23 protein-coding genes and 1 pseudogene are annotated in these 19454 nt (G+C 69.7%); 17 read left to right on the top strand and 7 right to left on the bottom strand.

The genetic code is table 11. The annotated features are described in order from the left end of the window. Positions 1 to 2: 2 nt before the first annotated feature. Complete coding sequence (locus ABJK26_RS08855; protein WP_347241921.1) at positions 3 to 992, bottom strand: M20/M25/M40 family metallo-hydrolase; 990 nt, start codon at positions 990 to 992, stop codon at positions 3 to 5. Continuing rightward, positions 992 to 1645 (bottom strand): response regulator transcription factor, encoded by a 654-nt coding sequence (locus ABJK26_RS08850; protein WP_347241920.1) that lies wholly within the window; start codon positions 1643 to 1645, stop codon positions 992 to 994. Before ABJK26_RS08850 ends, ABJK26_RS08855 begins: the two co-directional genes overlap by 1 nt. A gap of 47 nt (positions 1646 to 1692) precedes the next feature. Here ABJK26_RS08850 and ABJK26_RS08845 point away from each other — a divergent pair, with 47 nt between their 5' ends. Further along, positions 1693 to 2922: a methyltransferase domain-containing protein gene (locus ABJK26_RS08845; RefSeq protein ID WP_347241919.1), complete on the top strand. Its 1230-nt coding sequence runs from the start codon at positions 1693 to 1695 to the stop codon at positions 2920 to 2922. Here the strand turns inward: ABJK26_RS08845 and ABJK26_RS08840 are convergent. Next, a complete protein-coding gene (locus ABJK26_RS08840) occupies positions 2908 to 3876 on the bottom strand; it encodes a M23 family metallopeptidase (protein ID WP_347241918.1) in 969 nt (322 codons plus the stop codon). The two genes, ABJK26_RS08845 and ABJK26_RS08840, sit on opposite strands and share 15 nt — an antisense overlap. A 28-nt stretch (positions 3877 to 3904) precedes the next feature. On the opposite strand from ABJK26_RS08840, the gene aroQ reads away from it, so the two are divergent. The 13 genes from aroQ (at position 3905) to ABJK26_RS08775 (ending at position 14316) form a co-directional block, all read left to right on the top strand. Further along, complete coding sequence (aroQ, locus tag ABJK26_RS08835) at positions 3905 to 4345, top strand: type II 3-dehydroquinate dehydratase (protein WP_347241917.1); 441 nt, start codon at positions 3905 to 3907, stop codon at positions 4343 to 4345. A 99-nt stretch (positions 4346 to 4444) separates the two neighbouring features. Further along, on the top strand, positions 4445 to 6862 hold the full coding sequence (gene gyrA, locus ABJK26_RS08830) for a DNA gyrase subunit A (RefSeq protein WP_347241916.1): 2418 nt from the start codon (positions 4445 to 4447) through the stop codon (positions 6860 to 6862). Further along, on the top strand, positions 6863 to 7174 hold the full coding sequence (gene cutA / locus ABJK26_RS08825; RefSeq protein WP_347241915.1) for a divalent-cation tolerance protein CutA: 312 nt from the start codon (positions 6863 to 6865) through the stop codon (positions 7172 to 7174). Beyond that, the gene (locus ABJK26_RS08820; protein ID WP_347241914.1) at positions 7171 to 7596 is read left to right on the top strand and encodes a nucleotidyl transferase AbiEii/AbiGii toxin family protein; all 426 of its coding nucleotides are present in this window, start codon (positions 7171 to 7173) and stop codon (positions 7594 to 7596) included. Before cutA ends, ABJK26_RS08820 begins: the two co-directional genes overlap by 4 nt. Then, positions 7593 to 7823: a hypothetical protein gene (locus ABJK26_RS08815; protein ID WP_347241913.1), complete on the top strand. Its 231-nt coding sequence runs from the start codon at positions 7593 to 7595 to the stop codon at positions 7821 to 7823. The genes ABJK26_RS08820 and ABJK26_RS08815 overlap by 4 nt, the downstream gene beginning before the upstream one ends. Before the next feature lie 76 nt (positions 7824 to 7899). After that, on the top strand, positions 7900 to 8508 hold the full coding sequence (locus tag ABJK26_RS08810) for a helix-turn-helix domain-containing protein (protein ID WP_347241912.1): 609 nt from the start codon (positions 7900 to 7902) through the stop codon (positions 8506 to 8508). A gap of 121 nt (positions 8509 to 8629) precedes the next feature. Next, positions 8630 to 9277, top strand: coding sequence for a DUF502 domain-containing protein (locus tag ABJK26_RS08805; RefSeq protein WP_347241911.1), 648 nt, complete (start codon positions 8630 to 8632; stop codon positions 9275 to 9277). 12 nt (positions 9278 to 9289) lie between these two features. Continuing rightward, entirely contained in the window at positions 9290 to 9652 is a 363-nt protein-coding gene (locus ABJK26_RS08800) for a hypothetical protein (RefSeq protein ID WP_347241910.1), read from the top strand. Next, positions 9649 to 10329, top strand: a complete 681-nt coding sequence (locus ABJK26_RS08795) for a response regulator transcription factor (RefSeq protein WP_347241909.1) — start codon at positions 9649 to 9651, stop codon at positions 10327 to 10329. Before ABJK26_RS08800 ends, ABJK26_RS08795 begins: the two co-directional genes overlap by 4 nt. Positions 10330 to 10354: 25 nt before the next feature. Then, positions 10355 to 11605 (top strand): HAMP domain-containing sensor histidine kinase, encoded by a 1251-nt coding sequence (locus ABJK26_RS08790; RefSeq protein ID WP_347241908.1) that lies wholly within the window; start codon positions 10355 to 10357, stop codon positions 11603 to 11605. 18 nt (positions 11606 to 11623) lie between these two features. After that, on the top strand, positions 11624 to 12334 hold the full coding sequence (locus ABJK26_RS08785) for a (Fe-S)-binding protein (RefSeq protein WP_347241907.1): 711 nt from the start codon (positions 11624 to 11626) through the stop codon (positions 12332 to 12334). After that, on the top strand, positions 12324 to 13712 hold the full coding sequence (locus tag ABJK26_RS08780) for a LutB/LldF family L-lactate oxidation iron-sulfur protein (RefSeq protein ID WP_347241906.1): 1389 nt from the start codon (positions 12324 to 12326) through the stop codon (positions 13710 to 13712). The genes ABJK26_RS08785 and ABJK26_RS08780 overlap by 11 nt, the downstream gene beginning before the upstream one ends. Beyond that, positions 13702 to 14316 carry an LUD domain-containing protein gene (locus tag ABJK26_RS08775; RefSeq protein ID WP_347241905.1) on the top strand — a complete coding sequence of 205 codons (615 nt, stop codon included), beginning with the start codon at positions 13702 to 13704 and terminating at the stop codon, positions 14314 to 14316. The genes ABJK26_RS08780 and ABJK26_RS08775 overlap by 11 nt, the downstream gene beginning before the upstream one ends. Here ABJK26_RS08775 and lepB read toward each other — a convergent pair. Together lepB and ABJK26_RS08765 are read right to left on the bottom strand one after the other, a co-directional pair. Next, positions 14258 to 15076 (bottom strand): signal peptidase I, encoded by an 819-nt coding sequence (lepB, locus tag ABJK26_RS08770; protein ID WP_347241904.1) that lies wholly within the window; start codon positions 15074 to 15076, stop codon positions 14258 to 14260. The two genes, ABJK26_RS08775 and lepB, sit on opposite strands and share 59 nt — an antisense overlap. Next, positions 15073 to 15825, bottom strand: coding sequence for a patatin-like phospholipase family protein (locus ABJK26_RS08765; RefSeq protein ID WP_347241903.1), 753 nt, complete (start codon positions 15823 to 15825; stop codon positions 15073 to 15075). The genes lepB and ABJK26_RS08765 overlap by 4 nt, the downstream gene beginning before the upstream one ends. A 48-nt stretch (positions 15826 to 15873) precedes the next feature. On the opposite strand from ABJK26_RS08765, the gene ABJK26_RS08760 reads away from it, so the two are divergent. Beyond that, the gene (locus tag ABJK26_RS08760; protein ID WP_347241902.1) at positions 15874 to 16647 is read left to right on the top strand and encodes a serine/threonine-protein kinase; all 774 of its coding nucleotides are present in this window, start codon (positions 15874 to 15876) and stop codon (positions 16645 to 16647) included. 144 nt (positions 16648 to 16791) lie between these two features. Here the strand turns inward: ABJK26_RS08760 and ABJK26_RS08755 are convergent, their stop codons facing one another. Next, positions 16792 to 17883, bottom strand: coding sequence for an N-acetylmuramoyl-L-alanine amidase (locus ABJK26_RS08755; RefSeq protein ID WP_347241901.1), 1092 nt, complete (start codon positions 17881 to 17883; stop codon positions 16792 to 16794). A gap of 49 nt (positions 17884 to 17932) precedes the next feature. Here ABJK26_RS08755 and ABJK26_RS08750 point away from each other — a divergent pair, with 49 nt between their 5' ends. Both ABJK26_RS08750 and ABJK26_RS08745 read left to right on the top strand, forming a co-directional pair. Continuing rightward, entirely contained in the window at positions 17933 to 18352 is a 420-nt protein-coding gene (locus ABJK26_RS08750) for an OsmC family protein (protein ID WP_347241900.1), read from the top strand. Next, positions 18352 to 19110: a type III pantothenate kinase gene (locus ABJK26_RS08745; RefSeq protein ID WP_347241899.1), complete on the top strand. Its 759-nt coding sequence runs from the start codon at positions 18352 to 18354 to the stop codon at positions 19108 to 19110. Before ABJK26_RS08750 ends, ABJK26_RS08745 begins: the two co-directional genes overlap by 1 nt. On the opposite strand, the pseudogene ABJK26_RS08740 reads toward ABJK26_RS08745, so the two are convergent. Further along, positions 19073 to 19431, bottom strand: a pseudogene (locus ABJK26_RS08740) (hypothetical protein). The gene ABJK26_RS08745 and the pseudogene ABJK26_RS08740 overlap by 38 nt on opposite strands. Positions 19432 to 19454 lie beyond the last annotated feature (23 nt).

Here is a 19454-nt window from a genome sequence, read left to right as displayed (position 1 = left end):
CCCTATCCTACGCCAAGAGCCCAAAGAAAGGAAAGGAGCGCTTTCCGCCCCTCCCAAAGGCTCTGGGGAAGGACCCACTCCTCCTCGGTGTGGGCCCCGCCCCCCCGGTAGGCCCCTAGGGCGAGGGCGGGCACGCCCCGCTCCAGGGCGGCGGCGGCGTCGGTGGAGCCTGCCTGGAAGAGGGGCTTTTCCCCCACGGCGGCGAGGGCCCGCCTGGCCGCCTCCCGCAGGGCTTCGCTCGCCGTGAGGCCCGCGGGCCTCTCCCCCAGGACCTCGAGGTCCAGCTCTACCCGGTGCTCCTGGGCCGCCGCCTCGAGGACCTCCCGGGCCCGGGCGAAGAGGGAGGCGAGGCGCGAGGCCTCCAGGGCCCGGATCTCCAGGAGGGCCGAGGCCTCCTTGGGGATGGCGTTCACCGCCCCGCCCCCCTCGAGGCCGCTGGCGTTGAGGCTTGCCGCCTTCTCCCCCAGGAAGAGGGCGTGGAGGGCGGAAAGCCCCCGGGCCAGGGCGAAGACGGGGTTGGGGCTTCCCCGGTCCCCCCAGGCATGCCCCCCAGGGCCCAGGAAGCGGACCCGGAAACGCACCGAGCCCACCGCCCGGTCCACCACCCCCGGGAGGTAGCCGTCCACGGCCACCACCACCTGGGGAGAGAGGGCGGCCACCAGGGCCCTCGCCCCCTTGAGGTTCCCCAGGCCCTCCTCCCCCACGGTAAAGCCCCGCACCACCCCGGGGATTTCCGGCAAGGAGAGGAGGACCGCCACCCCGCCCGTGTTGTCCCCCACTCCGGGGCCGTAGAGCCTCTCCCCCGCCCGCCGGGGTAGGGCCGGGGGAAGGACGGTGTCCAGGTGGGCGAGGAGGAGCACCCTCCCCTCCCCGGCCCACACGTTACCCAGGCCGTCGCGACGAGCCCCAGGGAGCCTCGAGGCCACGTAGTCCCCCCTCGCCTCCTCCCCCGCGAGGGGGGCGAGCTCCAGGAGGAAGCGCACCGGGTCCACTACTCTTCCGGCTCGGGCTGGGCCAGCCCCTCGCGGATGGCGTAGAGGGCGGCCTGGGTGCGGTTGTTCAGGTGGAGCTTCTGGAAGATCTCGGAAAGGCGGTTGCGCACCGTCTTTTCCGAGAGGCCGAGCTCGGCGGCGATCTCCAGGTTGGTGTAGCCCTGGGCCACCAGCTTCAGGATCTGCACCTCCCGCTCGGAAAGCTCGGCGTGCAAGGGAACCTGGGCCTCCCGCTTGGCCCGGAAGTCCTGGATGATCCGCCCGGCGAGCTCGGCGTCCAGGAGGACCTCCCCAGCGTGGACCCGGCGGATGGCCTCGGTGAGCTCCCGGGCGTCGGCGTCCTTGAGGAGGTACCCCCTCGCCCCCGCCTTCACCGCCTCAAAGACGTAGGCGTCCTGGCGGTACATGGTGAGGATGATGACCTTGGCCTGGGGCCACTCCTTGAGGATGGCCTGGGTGGCCTGCACCCCGTCTAGGCCCGGCATCTGGATGTCCATGAGGACCACGTCGGGCTTGGCCTCGAGGGCGTGCCTTAGGGCCTCCCAGCCGTCCTTGGCCTCTCCCACCACTCGGAAGTCCCCCTCCGCCTCCAAAAGGCTTTTGAGCCCCTGGCGGAAGAGGGCGTGGTCGTCTGCCAAAAGCACCCGGATCACCCCCTTATTGTAGCCCTCCCCCGAAGGCCCGGTGGTAGGGTGGAGGGGTGAAGGTCTTCGCCGTGGAAAAGCTGGTGCCCGGGGGCTACGGCCTGGCCCGGGGGGAAGAGGGGGCAGTCCTGGTGAAGGGGGCCTTCCCGGGAGAGGTGGTGCGGGGAAGGCCCGTGCGCCGCCGGGGAGCCCTCTTCCTGGAGGAGGTGGAGGTGCTCTCCCCCCGCCCCGACCGCTACCCCCACCCCCTCCCCCCCTCCGCCGACCTACCCCTCGCCTATCAAGCCCAGCTTCCCCTCAAGGAGGGCCTGGTGCGGGAGGCCCTGGAGCGCATCGCCGGGCTCTCCCTTCCCCTAAGCCCCATCCGGCCCTCCCCAAGACCCCTCGCCTACCGCACCGCCGCCCAGTACGCCCGCCACCCCTTGGGGGGCCTGGCCTACCGCCTCCCCCAAAGCCGCGCCCTTTTCCCCGTGGCCGAGGACCCCCTGGTGGCCGAGCCCCTGGCCTGGGCCCTGGAGGTCCTGAGGCTCTGGCCCCTCCCCGTGGAGGAGGTGGCCCTAAGGGGAAGCCTCAAGGAGGGAAAGGTCCTCCTGGGGCTCATCGGGGGAAACCCCGAGGCCCTGAAGCGGCCCGCCCGGGCCCTGGTAAAGGAGGGCTTCGCCGGGGTGGTCTGGGCCGAGCCCTCCCCCAAGGGGCGCTTCCGGGGGCAGGTGCGCCCCCTCCACGGGGAAAGGACCCTCCTGGAAGCCTTCGGTCCCCTCACCACCACGGTGAGCGTGGAGAGCTTCGCCCAGGTGAACCCCGAGGCCATGGGCCTCCTCCTGGAGGAGGCCCGGGGGCTGGTCCTCGGGGGGAAGAGGGCGATAGAGCTCTACGCGGGCTCGGGCCTCCTCTCCCTCCTCCTCGCCCCCCGCTACGGGGAGGTGGTGGCGGTGGAGATCAGCAAGGAGGCGGTGCGCCGGGGGGAGGCCGACCGGAAGCGGCTTGGAGTGGAGAACCTCCGCTTCCACCGGGGAGACGCCCGGGAGGCCCGGGCCCTGGGCGCCTTTGACCTGGTGGTCCTGGACCCCCCGCGGGCGGGCCTCGCCCCGGAGGTCCGGGCGTACCTCAAGGAAACCCGCCCCCGGGAAATCCTCTACGTGGCCTGCGACCCCGCCACCTGGGCCCGGGACGTGGGGGAGCTGGTCCGGGAAGGCTACCGCCTGGCCTTCGCCCGGCCCTACGATTTCTTCCCCTTCACCCACCACGTGGAGGTCCTCTCCCTCCTCCGCCTAGGGGAGGGGTAAGCCGGCGAAGAAGGGGGCGGGGTCCACCGGCACCCCGAAGAGGCGTACCTCCAGGTGCAGGTGGGGGCCGGTGGAAAGCCCGGTGCTTCCCAAAAGCCCCACCACCTGCCCGGCCTGCACCCTTTCCCCAAGGCGCACCCTCCGCTCCTTAAGGTGCCAGTACCCCGTGCAAAGCCCCGCCCCGTGGGCCACCACCACGGCCTCGCCCCGCACCTTCAGCCTCTCCGAGAGGACCACCACCCCACCCGCCACCGCCCGCACCGGGGTGCCCTCGAGGGCGGCGTAGTCCAGGCCCTCGTGGTAGGAGGTGAAGAGGTCGCCGTAGCGCCGCCGGACCCCGAAGGGGCTGGTGATCCGCCCCGAGAGGGGGAGGCGAAAAGCGAGGCCCGAGGGCAAAGCCCCCTCCTTGGGGCAGGCGGCCACCACCTTCTCCCGCTCCGCCTTGAGCCCTGGGTCCTTGAGGAGGGCCTCGAGGGCCGGGGAGAGGCGGAGGGTCTCCTGGGGGTAGCCCCCCGGGGCCACGCGCAGGGGCACCTCCACCCTTTCCCCGTCCAAGAGGAGCCGCAAGGGGTGCACCCCGGGCTCCGCCAGGGCCCCCACCGGGAGGAGGCCGAGGAGCCTGGCCCCTTGGGGGAAGAGGGGGTAGGTGGCCCCGAGAAACTCGGCCTGGCCCTCCCGGTAGCCCTCCACCACCAGGCCGAAGGCCCGCCCCTGCACCGGGGCAAGGTAGAGGGCCCGCCCCCGGGGGAGGGCCACCTCCACCGCCCGGCGCACCCGGAGGACCTGCCCGGGCCGGATGCGGCCAGGGTCCTTAAGCCCGTTGAGGCGGGCGAGCTCCTCCACCGTGGTGCCGTAGCGCCGGGCGATGGCGAAGAGGGTCTCCCCGGGGGCCACCACGTGGGTCTGGGCCCAGGCCAGGGCCAGGAGGAGGCCGAAGGCGAGGAGGCGGCGCATGGCCTTATGCTAAGGCAGAGGAGCCCCCATGGTGCTGATCCTGAACGGCCCCAACCTGAACCTCCTGGGCACCCGGGAGCCCGAGGTCTACGGCCGCACCACCCTGGAGGAGCTGGAGGCCCTCTGCGAGGCCTGGGGGGCGGAGCTTGGGCTTGGGGTGGCCTTTCGGCAGACCAACTACGAGGGCCAGCTCATTGAGTGGGTGCAGCAGGCCCACCAGGAGGGGTTTTTGGCCATCGTCCTGAACCCCGGGGCCCTCACCCACTACTCCTACGCCCTCCTGGACGCCATAAGGGCCCAGCCCCTTCCCGTGGTGGAGGTCCACCTCACGAACCTCCACGCCCGCGAGCCCTTCCGCCGCCACTCCGTCACCGCCCCCGCCTGCCGGGGCATCATTTCCGGCTTCGGGCCCCTCTCCTACAAGCTCGCCCTCCTCTACCTGGCGGAGACCCTGGAGGTGGGAGGCTGAGCCTCGAGGCCCCTCTTTGGACCCTTTCCCGCTTAGAGCGGTGGGGGAAAGCCCCGTGCTATAATGAAAGCTGGCGTCTAAACGCCTCTTAGGAGCGCTATGTCCCAGGTACTGCCCGTAGAGATCACCGAGGAACTCAAGCAGAGCTTCATCAACTACGCCATGTCCGTCATCGTGGACCGGGCCCTGCCCGACGTGCGGGATGGGCTCAAGCCGGTCCAGCGGCGCATCCTCTTCGGGGCCTACCAGGAGGGGGTGCTCCCCAACCGCAAGCACGTGAAGAGCGCCAAGATCGTGGGCGAGGTCATGGGCAAGTACCACCCCCACGGGGACGCCGCCATCTACGACGCCCTGGCCCGCCTCGCCCAGCCCTGGAACCTGCGCTACCCCCTCATTGACGGCCAGGGGAACTTCGGCTCCATTGACGGCGACCCGCCCGCCGCCCAGCGCTACACCGAGGCGAGGCTTTCCCCCATGGGGGCGGAGATGCTCCTGGACATAGACAAGGAGACGGTGGACTTCCGCCCCAACTACGACGGCTCCCTCAAGGAGCCCGAGGTCCTCCCCGCCGCCATCCCCAACCTCCTGGTGAACGGGGCGAGCGGCATCGCCGTGGGCATGGCCACAAGCCTCCCGCCCCACAACCTCTCCGAGGTGGTGGACGCCCTGGTGGCCATGATCGAGAACCCAGGGATCCCCCTCGAGGAGGTCATGCGCCACCTCCCGGGGCCCGACTTCCCCACCGGGGGGAAGCTCTCCCGGAAGGGCATCCGGGAGGCCTACGCCACGGGCCGGGGAAGCCTCAAGGTGCGGGCCAAGGTGCGCGTGGAGGAGAAGGGCCAGAGGCCCGTCCTGGTGGTCACGGAGATCCCCTACCAGGTGAACAAGGCGGGCCTCATCGCCCAGATCGCCGCCCTGGTGAAGGCCAAGAAGCTTGAGGACATCGTGGCCCTCCGGGACGAGTCCGACCGCCAGGGCCTCCGCATCGCCATTGAGCTCAAGCGGGGGGCGAACCCCCAGGTGGTCCTGAACCAGCTCTACAAGCACACCGCCCTCCAGACCTCCTTCACGGTGAACCTCCTCGCCATCGTGAACGGGGAGCCCAAGGTCCTCTCCCTCCTGGACCTCATGCGCCACTACCTGGACCACCGCAAGGAGGTCCTAAAGCGCAAGAGCCTCTTTGACCTCAAGAAGGCGGAGGAGAGGGCCCACATCCTGGAAGGGCTCCTAATAGCCCTGGACCACATTGACGAGGTCATCGCCCTGATCCGCGGCTCCGAGGACGCCCCCAAGGCCCGCACCGCCCTCATGGAGCGCTTTGGCCTAAGCGAGGCCCAGGCCCAGGCCATCCTGGACATGCGCCTCCAGCGCCTGGTGGCCCTGGAGCGGGAGAAGCTCTTGGAGGAGTACCGGGAGCTCATGGAGGAGATCGCGCGGCTCAAGGCCATCCTCGAGGACGAAACCCGCCTCTGGGGGGAGGTGAAGCGGGACCTCCTCCGGGTCAAGGAGCGGTACGGGGACGCGCGTCGCACCCTCATCGCCGAGTTTGAGGAGAGCTTCAGCCCCGAGGACCTCATTGAGGACGAGCCCATGGTCATCACCCTCACCGCCCAGGGCTTCCTCAAGCGCCTCCCCTTGGAGAGCTATCGGGCCCAAGGGCGGGGGGGGAAGGGCCTTTTGGCGGGCAAGACCAAGGAGGAGGACGAGGCCACCCAGGTCTTCGTGGCCGACGCTCACGACGACCTCCTCTTCTTCACGAACCGCGGCCGGGTCTACCGCCTCAAGGTCTACGAGCTCCCCGAGATGGGCCGCCAGGCCCGGGGGGTGCACGTGAAAAGCCTCCTTCCCCTCTCCGAGGAGGAGGAGGTGGCCGCCCTCCTCTCCGTGCGGGGCCTCGAGGGCGAGGGCTACCTGGTCTTCGCCACCGAGCGGGGCCTCGTCAAGCGCACCGCCCTCAAGGAGTACCAGAACCTGGGCCAGGCGGGCCTCATCGCCATAAGGCTCCAGGAGGGGGACCGCCTGGTGGGGGTGGCCCTCTCCGACCCCGAGGACGAGGCCATCCTGGCCACCGCCGAGGGCCAGGCCATCCGCTTCCCCCTGGAGGAGGTGCGGGCCACGGGCCGGGACACCCAAGGGGTGACCGGGATCCGCTTCAAGAAACCCGCCGACCGGGTAGTCTCCTTGGTCACGGTGAAGCCCGGGGAGATGGTGGACCTCCTCTCCGTGAGCACCCGGGGCTACGGCAAGCGCACCCCCCTCTCCGAGTACCCCCTGCAGGGGCGGGGCGGGATGGGGGTCATCACCTACGCCGTCTCGGCCAGGGTGGGAAGGCTCGCCGCCCTCCTCAAGGTGCGGGGGGCGGAGGACCTCCTGGTGCTCTCCAAGAAAGGCCTCGCCCTCCGCACCCCCGTGGCGGAGATCCGCCAGTACTCCCGGGCCACCGCCGGGGTAAAGGTGATGAACCTCCCGGAGGAGGACGAGGTGGCGAGCGCCTTCGTGGTGGAGGAGGAGAGGTAGATGGAGGAAGTGGTCTTCATCACCGTGCCCAGCGAGGAGGTGGCGAGGACCCTCGCCAAGGCCCTGGTGGAAGAGCGCCTGGCGGCCTGCGTGAACATCGTCCCCAGCCTCACCTCGGTCTACCGCTGGCAGGGGGAGGTGGTGGAGGACCGGGAGCTCCTCCTCATCGCCAAGACCACCACCCACGCCTTCCCCAAGCTCAAGGAACGGGTCAAGGCCCTCCACCCCTACACCGTGCCCGAGATCCTGGCCCTGCCCGTGGCCGAGGGGAACCGGGAGTACCTGGAGTGGCTTAGGGAGAACACCGGATGACCCCGGATATGCTGGACTTCCTCCGGGCGCTCCACGAGGCGGGAGCCCGGTTTTTGGTGATCGGCGGGTACGCCCTGGCCTTCCTGGGGAGGCCCCGCTTCACCAAGGATCTGGACCTGTGGGTGGACGCCCAGGAGGCAGAGAGGGTCCTCGCCGCCATCCGCGCTTTCTTCGGCGGGGACGACCTGGGCCTTGCCGTGGAAGACCTGGCAAGCCCAGGCGTGGTCCAGCTGGGCTACGCCCCCAACCGCATTGACCTGGTCATCCTGGACGCCCCCCCCTTTGACGCGGCCTTCGCCCGGGCCCTGGAGCGGGAGGTGGCGGGCGTCAGGGTCTACGTGGTGCACCCCGAGGACTTCAAGGCCCTGAAGCGGGCCTTCGGCCGACCCGTGGACCTCAGGGACCTGGAGGAGCTGGAATGAGAACCATCCGGTCCGTGGCCCGCCGCTTCCCCCTGGAAGCCCCGCCCGACGACCGGGCGGAGTGGCGGGAGGTACCCCTGGAGGAGCGCCTGAAGGCGGTGTGGGAGATGGCCCTCTTCTGGGCAAGGCTGGAGCTTGCCCAGGCGGAAAGGGAGGGGAGGAGGGCGGAGATCGCCGTGGAGCGGCTCCTCCCCGTGGCCCGGAGGCGCCCCTTGGGGAAAGGGTAGCCGGAACCAAATTTTTACAACCCGAAGGTTTACAAAATCCCCAGCGGCGTGCTACCCTGGGGGCAAGGAGGGAACCATGACCCAGGCCCGCGAAACCGCAAGCTTCAAGCCCGGAGAGGTCATCCTCTACCCCGGGGTGCCGGGGCCCAGGGAACGGGCCTTCCGGGTGCTCAAGGGGGTGGTGCGCCTCGAGGCGGTGGACGAGGAGGGCAACGCCCTCACCCTCCGCCTGGTGCGCCCCGGGGGGTTCTTCGGCGAGGAGGTCCTCTTCGGCCAGGAACGGGGCTACTTCGCCGAGGCGGTGACGGAGGTGGTCCTGGAGCCCCTACCCAAGGAGCCCCCTCCTGAGGTGCTGAGGGAACTCACCCAGCACCTGTCCCAGGCCCTCTCTGAGTCTTACCGCAGGATTGAGCGCCTGGCCACCCAGCGCCTCAAGAACCGCATGGCCGCGGCCCTCTTGGAGCTGGCGGAAACCCCCTTAGCCCAGGAAGAGGGAGGTGGAATCGTCCTCCACGCCACCCACGACGAGCTGGCCGCCGCCGTGGGGAGCGTGCGGGAGACGGTGACCAAGGTCATCGGGGAGCTCTCGCGGGAGGGCTACATCCGCTCGGGTTACGGCAAGATCTTCCTCAAGGACGTCCGGGGCCTCAAGGAGCTGGCCCAGGCCCGGGGGGACGGCCGGTAGCCGCGCCAGGATGAGGGCCCCGGTGCAAACCCTCCTCGCTTGGGAGCAAGCGCGGGGTCCACAATAGGCCCACCCCGTAAGCCCCGCCCCACCCGGGGGGCGTTGGCATAAACTGAAGGCCATGCGCCTCCGGCAACGCCTCCTCACCGGCCTGGTCACCCTTCTTCCCCTGCTGGTCACCCTCTACTTCCTGGGCTGGGTCTACACCTACTCCGGGAGCTACATCCAGGGTTTTCTCCGCCTCCTGAACCTCGAGGTGCCCCCCACCTACCTACCCCTCCTCCCCTTCGTCGGCCTCCTCTTGGCGGCGGTCCTCATCTACCTGGTGGGCGCCCTGGCCGAGAACTACCTGGGCAGGAGGCTTATCCTCTCCCTGGAGCGCTCCCTTCTCCTCCTGCCCATCGTGCGGGACATCTACAAGGCGGTGCAGCAGATCGCCCACACCCTCTTCGGGCAAAAGGAGGTGAAGTTCAGCCGAGCGGCGGTGATCGAGTACCCGAGGCGGGGGCTTTACACCCTCTGCTTCGTGGTCCAGCCCGTGGGGCACCGCCTTCCCCCTCTACCCGAGGGGTACACCGCGGTCCTCGTGCCCACGAGCCCCGTGCCCGCCAGCGGCATGGTGATCCTGGTCCCCTCGGAGGAGGTCATCCCCTTGGAGATCAGCGTGGAGGACGCCCTCAAGTACGTGGTCTCGGCGGGCTTCCTCCTCCCGGAAAAACCCCAAGGCCCCTTAACCTCCCTCCCACAAAAGGCGGAAAGGCCCTCCTAGAATGGGGGAAGGATGCGGTGCCTCCTCGTCCTCCCCCTCCTCCTGGCCGCGGCCCTGGCGGCCGTTCCCCCCCTCCTCGGCCCCACCCTGCCCCCGGGCACGGAGCTCAGGCTCCTCTCCGCCGACCTCAGGACCCTTCACGGGGCCTGGCGAGTGGAGGGCAGGCGCCTCCTTCCCCTCTCCCCACCCCTTGCGCCCAAGGCGGGGCAGGAGGTGCAGCTTCTCCTGGTCCTCCCGGGGGAGAAGCCCCGGGCCTTCCCCGGGATGGCCGAGCGGGGGGACGTCTTCCTCCCCTGGGAAAAGGAGCAGGTGAGCCTCCTCAGGCTCCTCAAGGAGGTCTACGGCCTCGCCCCTCCGGAAAGGCTTTGGCCATGAAGCGCATCCTCCTCATCGAGGACGACCCCGGGGTGGCCCAGCTGGTGGAGCTGGAGCTCAAGGAAGCGGGCTTCGCCGTGGACTGGGCGGCAAGCGGCATGGAGGGCCTGGTGAAGCACCGGGAGAAAAAGCCTGACCTGGTGGTGCTGGACCTGGGCCTTCCCGACCTGGACGGGGCCGAGGTGGCCCGGAGGATCCGCGCCACCGACGACACCCCCATCCTGGTCCTCACCGCCCAAGACGCCGTGGACCGCAAGGTCTCCCTGCTCTCCGAGGGGGCGGACGACTACCTGGTGAAGCCCTTCCACCCCGCCGAGCTTCTGGCCCGCATCCAGGTGCAGCTCCGCCGCAAAGGAGAGGGGGAGGTCTTCTCCGTGGGGCGGCTGGAGCTTTACCCCAGGAGGCGGCAGGTCTTCTTCGGGGAGCGGGAGGTGCGGCTTTCCCCCAAGGAGTTTGACCTCCTCTCCCTCCTCATGAGCCGCCCGGGACGGGTCTTCTCCCGCCAGGAGATCGAGGAGCGCATCTGGGGGAGACCCCTGGGCAAAGACTCCAACGTGCTGGACGTCCACGTGGCCAACCTCAGGGCCAAACTCCGGGAGGCCGGGGCCTACGGCTACCTGCGCACGGTGCGGGGGCTGGGCTACGCCGTGCGCCAGGGCAAGGGCGAGGAAGGCTAGGACCGGGCGGCCAGGGGGGTTTTCGGTGCTCTCCTTCCGCACCCGCCTCTTCTTGGCCTTCAGCCTCCTCTGGTTCCTCTTCCTGGGGGGAGCCTTGTACCTGGCGGGGCGGGGGGTGGAAGGGGCCCTCAAGGGCCACCTCGAGGCCACCCTCCTAAAGGACGCCCGCACGGTGGCCGAGGCCTACCAGAAGGGTCGGTCCGGAGCCCTCCTCACTACCGGGGGGGTGTACCTCCACCTCTACGCCGAGGACGGGGAGCCCCTGGTCCTCACCCGCCCCGACCACCGCCTGCCCCGGGAGGCCCTCCGGCAGGCGGGGCCCGAGCCCAGGGCCTTCTGGGCTCGGGGTTTTCTGGCGGCGGTGGTGCGCACCTCCTTGGGCCTCCTGGTCCTCACCGCCGAGGCGGCCCCCATTGAGGCCACCCTCGCCGCCCTGAGGCGGGCCCTTCTGGAGGCCTTCTTCCTCCTCTTCCCCCTGGGGGTGATCCTGGTCTACCTCACCGCCCGCCTGGCCACGCGGCCCCTAGAGGTGGCGGCCCGCGAGATCGCCACCCGGAGCCCCGAGCGGCTGGAACCCGTGCCCCTCACCCTCCCAAAGGACGAGTTCGGCCGCATGGTGGAGACGGTGAACGCCCTCCTCTCCGCCCTCAAGGAGGCCAAGGAGCGGGAGCGGGCTTTCCTCGCCGAGGCCAGCCACGAGCTCCGCACCCCCCTCACCGTCCTCCTCGGCCACCTGGACCGCCTGGGGCGGAACCCCATGGACCTCGAGGCCCTCCGCACCGCCCGGGCCACCGCCGAGAGGATGCGCCGCCTGGTGGAGGACCTCTTGGCGTTGGCCCAAGGCGAGGCGGGCTTCCGCTTCAGCCCCCACATCGTGGACCTGAAGGCCCTGGCGGAAGAGGCCGCCCGGGAGCACGGGGTGGCCTTCCGGGGAGAGGAAGCCGAGGTCCTGGGCGACCCCGACCGCCTCTTGCAGATGCTTCGCAACCTCGTCGCCAACGGGGCGCGGGCCGCGGGGAAGGAGGGGGTGCAGGTAAGGGTGCGCCGGGAGGAAGGCCACGCCCTCCTGGAGGTGGAGGACTCGGGGCCCGGGATCCCCCAAGACCTCCTCCCCCACCTTTTCCAGCGCTTCGCCCGGGGGCCCGGGGGCGGGACGGGGCTCGGCCTCGCCATCGCCCGGGCCATCGCCAAGGCCCACGGCGGGGATATCTCCGTGGAAAGCCGCCCCAGGCGCACGGTCTTTAGGGTGCGGCTACCCCTTTTGGAGGAGGAGTAGGGCTTATGCTAGGGCCAAATGCGCGTGGCCCTCTTCATCACCTGCCTGGCGGACCAGTTCTACGCCGAGGCCGGGGTGGCGGCGGTGCGGCTCCTTAGGGCCCTGGGGGTGGAGGTGGACTTCCCCGAGGGCCAGACCTGCTGCGGCCAGCCCGCCTTCAACGCCGGGTACTGGGAGGAGGCGAGGCCCCTGGCGAAGCGCACCCTAAGGGTCTTCGCCGAGGCGGAGTACGTGGTCCTGCCCTCGGGAAGCTGCGCCAGCATGGTGAAGAACCACTACCCCGAGCTCCTTCCCGGAAACCGGGAGGCCTTGGCGATGGCCGAGAAGACCTACGAGCTCTCCCAGTTCCTGGTGCGGGTCCTCGGGGTGGAGAGGCTCGGGGAGGGGCTTAAGGGGAGGAAGGTGGCCTACCACCACGGCTGCCACGCCCTGAGGGAGCTTGGGGTGCGGGAAGAGCCCCTTCTCCTCCTCCAAAACGCCGGGGCGGAGCTTCTTCCCTGGGAGGCCGGAGAGGAGTGCTGCGGCTTCGGGGGGCTCTTCTCGGTGAAGCTCCCCGAGGTCTCTTTGGCCATGGCGGACCGGAAGCTCGCCACCTTGCCCGAGGCCGAGGTCCTCACCTCCACGGACGCGGGCTGCCTCCTCCACCTCGCGGGGCGCCTGGGCAAAAAGGGCAAAAACCTCAGGGTGGCCCCCCTCGCCACCCTGCTCTGGGAGGCGTATGCGGGCTAAGGCCAGGCTCTACCCCAAGGAGGCGGCAAGGCTCCTCCGGGAAAAGCCCGGGGTGCGGGAGGCGGTCACCGGGGCCACCCTCCACTTTGAGAGGAACCGCCTTAAGGCCTACGCCGAGGTCCCCATCGGGGAGTGGCGGGAGAGGGCCAAGGCGGTGAAGGACCACGTCCTAAGCCACCTGGACCACTACCTGGAGCTCGCGGAAAGGCGGCTTAGGGAAAACGGCGTCCAGGTGCATTGGGCCGAGACCCCCGAGGACGCCCACCGGGTCCTCAGGGAGATCGTCCAAAGGCACGGGGTCAAGCGGGCGGTGAAGGCCAAGAGCATGCTCACCGAGGAGCTCGGGGTGAACCCCCTCCTGGAGTCCTTGGGGGTGGAGGTCTACGAGACCGACCTCGGGGAGTACCTGATCCAGCTCTTGGGCGAGCCCCCAAGCCACATCGTGGGCCCCGCCATCCACCTCTCCCTGGAGGAGATCCAGAAGCTTTTCCACCAGCGCTTCGGCACCCCCCCGGACGCCCCCCCCGAGGCCCTGGCCCAGGTGGCGCGGCGGGTGCTTAGGGAGGCCTTCCTCTCGGCCGAGCTCGGCCTGAGCGGGGCCAACTTCCTGGTGGCGGAGACCGGGACCCTGGCCCTCATGGAAAACGAGGGGAACATCAGGCTCTCCACGAGCCTCCCCAGGGTGCACGTGGCCTTCGTGGGGCTGGAGAAGCTCCTTCCCCGCTCCGCCGACCTCGCCCTCTTCCTCCCCCTCACCGCCCGGGCGGCCACGGGGCAGCGCCTTTCCACCTACGTTTCCCTCCTCCAGGGCCCGGCCAGGGCGGGGGAGGAGGGCCCCGAGGAAGTGCACGTGGTCCTGGTGGACCACGGGCGCACCGCCCTCCTTCAGGATCCCGAGGCCTGGGAGACCCTGCGGTGCCTCCGCTGCGGGGCCTGCCTCAACGCCTGCCCGGTTTACCGCCAGACCGGGGGGCACCCCTACGGCTATGTTTACTCGGGGCCCATCGGGGCGGTTTTGGACCCCGGGCTCCTCGGCCTGGAGGAGGCCTACCCCCTGCCCTACGCCTCCACCCTCTGCGGGGCCTGCTATGAGGCCTGCCCGGTGAAGATCCCCATCCCCAAGCTCCTCCTCGCCTGGCGGCACCGGGCGGTGGCCGAGGGCCTCACCCCCGCCTGGGAGGGGGCGGCCATGCGGGCCTTCCGCAAGGTCATGGAAAGCCCCGCCCTCTACCGCCTCTTCTCCAAGGGCCTGAGGGGGCTTCCCCTGCCCCAGGACCTCCTCCCCCTCCTCAAGGCCTGGACCGAGGGCAGGGGCCCCCTAAGGCCAAGCCCCAGGCCCTTCCACGAGCTCTGGAAGGAGGTGGAAGGTGGACGCTAGGACCCGCATCCTCGCCCGCGTGCGGCGCGCCCTGGGGGGAAGGCCCAAGGCCCTCCTCCCCGAGCACCCCCACACCCCCCTCCCCCTGGACCCCGTGGACCTCCTCCTTAGGCGCCTAAAGGAGAACGGGGCCGAGGCCGAAAGGCTTCCCCGGGAGGAGGCCCAAGCCTTCGCCCTAAGCCTCGCCCAGGGGCTTCCCGGGGCCGCCTTCGGGAAGACCCTTGCCGAAGACCTCAGGCCCCCCCTTCCCGAGCTTCCCCCCGAGGAGGCCCCCCTGGGCCTCTCCTACGCCCTCTTCGCCGTGGCGGAGACGGGGAGCGTGGCCCTTTCCAGCGAGGAGGGCCGAAGGGTCCAGCTCCTCCCCCCCATCCACCTGGTCTTCGTGGAGGCGGGGAGGGTGTACGGGACCCTCCTCGAGGCCCTGGAGGACCTCAAAGCCCTCCCCGCCGCCCTCGGCCTCCACTCCGGCCCCTCCAAGAGCGCGGACATCGGCCAGGTGATGGTCAAGGGGGTCCACGGACCCGGGAGGCTCGTGGTGGTCGTGCTCACCGGCCCGGAGGGACCTCCAGATAGGCCGGAGGGGGAGAAAGAGGGCGGAGGTTGAGGCGGAACCCCCCCTCGCCCCGCACGAAGAGGGGCCACCACACGAAGTTCGCCCGCCCGGCGATAGCCTCCTGGGGCACGGGGCCGAAGGTGCGGGAATCCTCGGAACCCCCGAGGGTGCGGTTGTCCCCCATGACGAAGTAGTAGCCCTTCCTCAGCTTGATGCGGCCCACCTCACAGGACTCCTCCAGTCGGCTCCGGTCCAGCACCTCCTTGGAGGGAGGGAGGAGCATCTCCTTGAGGGGCCTGAGGTAGGCGGGGAGGAGCTCCACGGGGAAGTCCCCCTGCTGGGTGATGATCCGGGTCATGCGCCCCTCCTTGTAGCACACCCCGGGGAAGGAGTCGGGCCAGGGGGAAAGGCGATCGGTGATGTGGGTTTCCGCCAGGGGCTTCCCGTTCACGTACACCACCCCCCGCTCCACGTAGACCTCGTCCCCGGGGACCGCCACGATGCGCTTGATGAAGAAGGCCCGGAAGGAGAAGCCTAAGACGGGAAAGCGGGCGGTGGCGAAGGGGGTGCCCTCCGGGGGCTTCAGGATGGCGATCTCTCCCCGGCGCCACTCCGTTAGGCCGAAGCGCACCAGCCAGGTCTCCCACTTGGGCACCAGGACCCTCTCCCCGTTTATCAAGGTGGGGAACATGCTCTGGCCCACCACCCCCACGGTGGTGAAGACGAAGGTGGTGACCAAAAAGGCCACCAGGAGGGCCTCCCCCACCTGGCGGAACCACTCCTTGAACAGGTACTCCCAAAAAGCCTTCATACCCCTCCCACTTTAGCAAGGGCCGCCCGCGCCGCCTGGCGGCCGGCCTCCACGATCTCCTCGAGGCGGCGGAAGTCCTCTATGCCCACCCCCTGGAGGCTCGGTCGGACGTAGACCTCCGGGGCATAGAGGGTGAGGCGCACCGAGGTGAGGTGGACCTGCATCAGGTCCACCGCCCGCCGGGCCAGGGCGAGAAGGCCCCGGGGCACCTCCTCCACCGCCCTTTCCGGGGTCACGTCCACGGCGTAGACCTCCCCCGCCCCCAGGAGGCGGGCGGCGTCCACGGGCAGGTTGTCCAGCACCCCCCCGTCAAAAAGAAACCTCCCCTCCCGCTCCACCGGGGCCAGAAGGCCGGGGTAGGCGGCCGAGGCCAGCACGGCGCTCGGCAGCTCCCCCTGGGTCAGGAAGACCAGCCTCCCCGAGACCGCGTCCACGGCGGTCACCACCAAGGACCGCTTGAGCCCAGAAAAGGTTTCGGGCAGGTGCTCGGCCAGAAAATCCTTGAGCTTTCTGCGGGAGAAAACCCCCTCCCTGGGGGAAAGGCCGAGAAGGCCCAGCCAGGGGGTTTTCCGGGCCAAGGCCAGCATCTCCTCCGGGCTTTTCCCCGCGGCGAAGAGGGCCCCCACGATGGCCCCCATGCTGGTGCCCGCCACCACCTGGAAGTCCAGGCCAGCTTCTAAAAAAACCTCCAGGGCCCCGATGTGGGCGAGGCCCCGGGCCCCGCCTCCGGAAAACGCCAGACCGCGCACGGGAAAATCCTAACGGCTCCCAGGTGAAAGAGGTGAGGGGCGGGTATAGTGGAGGCGGTGAGCCTGGCGGGGAAGACCCTCCTTGAGCGCTACCGGGTGGTGCGTCCTCTGGGCCAGGGGGCGCTGGCCACGGTCTACCTGGCCTTTGACCCCTTCGGTACCCCCTACGCCCTCAAGGTCTTCCCCAAGGGGACCGAGGCCCGGCGGGACCGGGAGCTTTGGGTGGGGAAGCGGCTTTCCCACCCCAACCTCAACCCGGTGCTGGAGGCTTTAAACCTGGAGGAAGGCCCCGCCCTCCTCCTGGCCTACGCCCCGGGGGAGGAGATGGACCGCTGGATGCTCCGCCGCCCCGGGAAGAAGCGGGCCCTCCTCGTTTTCCGGCAGCTCCTCGAGGCCTTAGCCCACATGCACGAGAAGGGCCTGGTCCACCGGGACGTGAAGCCGGAAAACCTCATCGTGGCCGGCACCGACGAGGCGAGGCTTTTGGACTTTGACCTCTCGGGTCCGGCCCTCGAGGCCTTCAAAAAGCCCTTGCGGGTGGGCACCCTGCCCTACCTGGCCCCGGAGCAGGTTCTGGGGCGAAGCCCTGGGCCGGAGGCCGACGTCTACGCCGCCGGGGTCATACTCTATTGGATTCTTTCCGGGGAGCACCCCTTCGTGGGGACGCCGGAGGAGGTCCTCCTGGGCCACCTGCATGGGGCCGTCCCCCCCTTGACGGACCTGGCCCCAAAGGAGCGGGAATACCTGGAGCGCCTCCTGGCCAAACGGCCCGAGGCCCGCTTTTCCACGGCGGGGGAAGCCTTAAAGGCCTTTCCCTTTTAGCGCCCATGCCTTCGTGTGTCCTCCTCTCCATCCTCCTCGGCTCGGCCCTTTTCGCGGGCCTGGGCGAGGTGGCGGTGGGGCGGCTTTGGGTGGAACCTCCCTCCGGGAGGTCCCCCCGCCCGGCAAGGGGCCCTGCCCCAGGCCCTAGCGGGCGAAGGCCCCGTTGGCCAGAAAGCTGAGAATGCCGGAAAGAAGCCCCTGGGCCACCTTTTCCCGATAGCTCGCCTCCCGAAGGCGCCTGCCCTCTGCCGGGTGGTCGCCGAAGCCGATCTCCACCAGGACCGCCGGCACCTTGGCGTAGCGGAGGACGAAGAGGTCCCCGGGGAAGCTCCCCCGGTAGGGGCTTCCCGTGGCCTGGGAGAGCTTTCGGCCCAGGGTTTCGGCGAGGCGCTGGCTGTAGCGCTGGTTGGCCTGGGCCACGATGTCCGAAAGGATGCGCTCGGCCACGCTCTTGGTCTCCTCGGTGAGGCGCTTGCCCAGCTCCCCGCCGCCGTTTTCCCGGATCACCTGGGCCACGACCCTCGGGTCCTGGGCCCGGCCGAAGAAGTAGACCTCCACCCCTCGGACGGTGCGGGTGGGGAAGGCGTTCACGTGGATGGAGATGAAAAGGTTCACCCGGGAGCTGTCGGCCATGGCCGCCCTCCGGGAGAGGTCCTCCCGTTTATCCGGGGAGAGGTGGGCGTCCCGGTCGCGGGTGAGGCGGACCTCTATCCCTTCTCCCTCCAGGAGGCGCTTTAGGCGGAGGGCCACGTCCAGGACCACCTCCTTCTCCACCACGTAGCCCACCATCCCGGGGTCTATCCCCCCGTGCCCCGGGTCCAGGAGGACCACGGGCTTGGGGGGCTTAGGGGCGCGCCTTGCGGGCGGAGAGGAGGAAGGCGAGGGCGGATCCTTGGCCTTCTTCAGGCTCAGATCCAGCACCAAGCGCTCGGGATCGGCGTAGCGCTGGGCCTTCACCTCCACCAGGGCCTTGAGGCGCACCAGGACCCGCACCCCCCCCTTCTCGGGCACCACCTGCACCGAGGCCACCTCGGGAGAGTTCACCAGGAGGTCCCGAGCCTCGGCCCTGAGGCCGGAGAAGAAAAGGGTGAGCAGGCCGCCCTCCTGGTCCAGACGGTAGGCCACCCCGGCCGAGGGCAGGTCAAAGACCAGGCGGGTAAAGCCCTCGTGGACTCCCACCCTGGGGAAGGCCAGGGCGAAGCTCCATAGGAAGCAAAGGCTCCAAAGCCACCGCATTCAGGCCCCATTCTAGCGGCTTGGATGAGGACTTGGTAAAATCCAGCTCATGACGAAGAAGGTGGTCCTCTACAACCTGGTGGGGCACCGCTTCCTGGGGGTGAACGAGAGGGGGGACAAGGTGATGGTGGACGGGGACGAGCCCTCCACCGGGCCCCGTCCCATGGAGCTCCTCCTCATGGCCCTGGGGGCATGCACGGCCTACGACGTGGTGGACATCATGAGGAAGAAGAAGCAGCCCCTCTCCCGCTACCGGGTGGAGGTGGAAGGGGAAAGGGCCGAGACCCACCCCAAGCGCTACACCCGCATCACCGTCACCCACATCGCCTCCGGGCCCAACGTGACCCTCGAGGCCCTGGAGAGGGCCGTCCACCTCTCCCACACCAAGTACTGCTCCGCGTCCGCCAACCTCAACGCCGAGATCACCACCCGGGTGGTCCTGGAGCCCTGGGAGGAAGGGGAAGGGTAATGTTCCTCGCGGTGGACATCGGCAACACCTCCACCGCCCTTGGCCTCTTTGAGGGGGAGCGCCTCGTGGCCCACTTCCGCATCCACACCGAAAGGATGCGGATGGAAAGCGAGTACCGGGTCATCCTGAAAAACCTCTTCGCCCTGGAAGACCTCCCGCCCCCCAAGGCCGCCCTCCTCGCCAGCGTGGTCCCTCCCGTGGAGCGGGAGATGAAAAGGGCCATAGAAAGGCTTTTCGGCATCCAGGCCGACATCGTGGACGCCGAGGCCACGGGCCTCGAGGTCCTCATAGACAACCCCAAGGAGGCCGGGGCCGACCGCCTGGTGAACGCCGTGGGGGCCCTGGCCTACGAAAGCCCCACGGGCCGCTACATCGTGGTGGACTTCGGCACCGCCACCACCTTTGACCTGGTGGAGGCGCCGGGCCGCTACCTGGGCGGGGCCATCACCATCGGCCCCCAGACCGCCGCCGACGCCTTGGCCGCCCGCACCGCCAAGCTCCCTCGCATAGACCTGGTACCGCCTAAGCAGGCTGTGGGGAAGAACACCCTCGAGGCCCTCCGCTCGGGCCTGGTGCTGGGCTACACCGCCCTGGTGGAGGGCATGGTGCGCCGCTTCAAGGAGGAGGCGGGGGAGGCCCTGGTCATCGCCACCGGGGGCTTTGCCGAAACCCTTAAGCCCATCTGCCCCTCCTTTGACGTGGTGGACGAGGACCTCACCCTCAAGGGGCTTCTTCGCATCCACCTGGCGCGAGGGTAAACCCATAAACGTACCGCCCCTCCTCCGGCAAAAGGGCGTACCGCCAACCCTCCACCCGGTAGAAGCCTAGGTCCCGCCACCTCCCCGGGGCCTCCCTGAGGAAAATCCGGAGGGGCGTGCCCTCCCGGTGGGCCAGAAGGAGCCTGAGGTTCCCGCCCAGGGGTTCCTGGTGGCCCCGCTTCCCCTCCCCCATGTAGAGGATGCGGCCCCCGCGCAAAAAAGGTTCCGGTACCCCGACTCCCCCCGGTCCAGCAGAAGGCTACGTGGGCTTGCCTTGCAAAGATCGGGGCGACGGGTGTATATCTCCCTCCTGATGGGCAAGCGAGGCTTTGCTCGCAGGGAAC

Origin of the sequence: Thermus sp., from assembly GCF_039793865.1 — a bacterium.
GTDB lineage: Bacteria > Deinococcota > Deinococci > Deinococcales > Thermaceae > Thermus.
The sequence above is the reverse complement of the archived record's forward strand: the minus strand, read 5'-3'. Positions and strand labels throughout refer to the sequence as shown.